Source organism: Variovorax sp. 01T439_2, assembly GCF_056398445.1.
On sequence record NZ_JBFTPJ010000749.1, the window covers coordinates 1 to 2,973 of the forward strand.

1 protein-coding gene is annotated in these 2,973 nt (G+C 68.1%); it reads right to left on the reverse strand.

The annotated features are described in order from the left end of the window. Positions 1-174 precede the first annotated feature (174 nt). Positions 175-2,973, reverse strand: a 2,799-nt coding sequence (locus AC1DOC_RS27095; protein WP_478130867.1) for an efflux RND transporter permease subunit, incomplete at its 5' end; no start/stop codon positions are given.

Sequence of the window (2,973 nt, forward strand, 5' to 3'; positions counted from 1 at the left end):
AATCGAGCACCGCAGGTTGCCCGTAGCGAAGCGGAGGGACGCAGACAGTAGGGTCGCCTTTCTTTTGCCTACGTTTCTTTGGCGAAGCAAAGAAAAGTAGGTCGCCCGCCGGGGCGAGACCCGGCCCCGGGAAAAAAACACCAGGCAAGCGTCAAGAAGACCGAGGAAGCCGAATCAACCAGCCGACCTCTCCACCAGATCATCATCAATATGCGGATCAGCCGGCTGCCCCCGCAGCTTCCGCACCGTCCGCCGCATCCAGTGCTCGATGTCGTCCACATAAGTGAACACCGCCGGCACCACCAGCAGGCTCAGCACGGTAGAAGTAATCAGCCCGCCGATCACCGCCATCGCCATCGGCGAGCGGAAGCTTGAATCCGCGGTGCCAAGGCCCACCGCAATCGGCAGCATGCCGGCGCCCATGGCCAGCGTGGTCATGATGATGGGCCGCGCGCGCTTGTGGCAGGCGTCGCGCAGCGCGTCCCAGCGGCTCATGCCGTGGTCGCGGCGCGCCACGATGGCGTATTCCACCAGCAGGATCGAGTTCTTGGTGGCAATGCCCATCAGCATGATCAGGCCGATCAGCGAGGGCATCGACAGCGCCTTCTGCCCGATCAGGAGGCCCACGAAGGCGCCGCCGAGCGCCAGCGGCAGTGCGCAGAGGATCGTCACCGGATGCAGGAAATCCTTGAACAGCAGCACCAGCACGATGTAGATGCACAGCACGCCCGTGAGCATCGCAAGGCCGAAGCTGTTGAACAGCTCGGTCATCACCTCGGCGTCGCCCACCTCGGTCACGCGCACGCCGGGCGGCAGCTTCTGGATCGAGGGCATCGCCGTGACCGCGGTCTTGGCATCGCCCAGGCCCACGCCCGACAGCTCGATCTCGAAGTTGACGTTGCGCGAGCGGTCGTAGCGGTCGATGACGGCGGGGCCGCCTTCCATCGTGAGCGAGGCCACCTGGCTCAGCATGACCGGGCCGCGCGCGCCGGGCACCGAGAGGCGGCCGAGCAGGTCGAGGTTCTGCCGCGCCGAGTCCTCCAGCTTCACCACGATCGGCACCTGCCGCTGCGCGAGGTTGAGCTTGGCCAGCGCCTGGTCGTAGTCGCCCAGCGTGGCCACGCGCAGCGTCTCGGCGATGGCCGAGCTGGTCACGCCCAGGTCGGCGGCGCGCGCGAAGTCGGGGCGCACGGCAATCTCGGGGCGGATCAGGCTTGCGGTGGAAGTGATGTTGCCGAGGCCGGGCACCGTGCGCAGGTCTTTCTCGACTGCGCTGGCGGCGCTGGCCAGCGCGGCGGGGTCTTCACCCGTGAGCGCGAGGATGTATTTTTCGCCCGAGCCGCCCAGGCCCACGGTGCTGCGCACGCCGGGCAGCGTTTCGAGCGCGGCGCGGATCYGGTTCTCGATCACCTGCTTGCGCGGCCGGTCGCCGCGCTCGTCGAGCTTGATGGTGAGCGTGGCCTTGCGCGTCTCGGGCGTGCCGAAGTTGGCGAACGGATCGCCGCCCGCGCTGCCGCCGGCCACGGTGGTGTAGACGCTGCGCACATGGTCGATCTTCATCACGCGGTGGCGCGTTTCCTCCGCGGCCGCGGTGGTCTGCGCGAGCGTGGAGCCGGGCGCGAGCGACAGGTAGATCTGCGTCTGCGAGTTGTCGTCGGGCGGAATGAAGCCGGTCTTCAGCAGCGGAATCATCGCCAGCGAACCGAAGAAGAAGAGGGTGGCGAGCACCATCGTCTTGAAGCGGTGGTGCGTGCTCCATTCCACCGCGCGCATGTAGGCCGTGAGCCAGCGCGGCTCCTTTTCGGCACCGACCACGGGCTTGAGGATGTAGGCCGCCATCATCGGTGTGAGCACCCGCGCCACCACCAGCGAAGCGAACACCGCCAGCGAGGCCGTCCAGCCGAACTGCTTGAAGAACTTGCCGGCCACGCCGCTCATGAAGGCGGTGGGCAGGAACACCGCGATCAGCGTGAAGGTGGTGGCGATCACCGCCAGCCCGATCTCGTCGGCCGCCTCCATGGCCGCCTCGTAGGGCGACTTGCCCATGCGCAGGTGGCGCACGATGTTCTCCACCTCCACGATGGCATCGTCCACCAATATCCCGACCACCAGCGAGAGCGCGAGCAGCGAGATCACGTTGACCGAAAAGCCCAGCAGGTGCATGCCGATGAAGGCCGGTATCACGGACATGGGCAGCGCCACGGCCGAGACGAAAGTGGCGCGCCAGTCGCGCAAAAACAGCCACACCACGATCACGGCCAGGATCGCACCCTCGTACAGCAGGTGCAGCGAGCCTTCGTACTCTTCTTCCACCGGCTCGACGAAATTGAAGGCCTCGGTCAGCTCGATGTCGGGGCGCTGCGCGCGCAGCTCGGCCAGCGCCTTCTGGATCGCGCGGCCCACCTCGACCTCGCTCGCGCCGCGGCTGCGCGCCACTTCGAAGCCGACCACCGGCTTGCCGTTGAGCAGCGCCGCGGCGCGCGGCTCGGCGATGGTGTCGCTGATGCGCGCCACCTGGTCGAGCCGGATGCGGCGGCCATCGGAAAGCGCGATCTGCATGTCGGCCAGCTGGTCGGCCGACTGCACGGTGGCCAGAGTGCGCACCGGCTGCTCGCTGCCGCCCAGGTCGATGCGGCCGCCCGCGCTTTCGGTCTGCACCTGGCGCAGCTGGCGCGAGATGTCGGCCGCCGACGCGCCCAGCGCCTGCAGCTTGGCCGGATCGAGGTCGACGTGCACCTGGCGCGTGACGCCGCCCACGCGGTTCACCGCACCCACGCCGGGCAGCGCGAGCAGCTTCTTGGTGATGTCGTTGTCCACGAACCAGCTCAGCGCCTCGGCGTCCATGCGCGACGAGGCGATGGTGAAGGCCAGCACCGGCTGCGCCGCGAAGTCGAGCTTGGTGACCACCGGGTCGCGCACGTCGGCCGGCAGGTCGGCGCGCACGCGTTGCACTGCGGAGCGCACGTCGTCCAC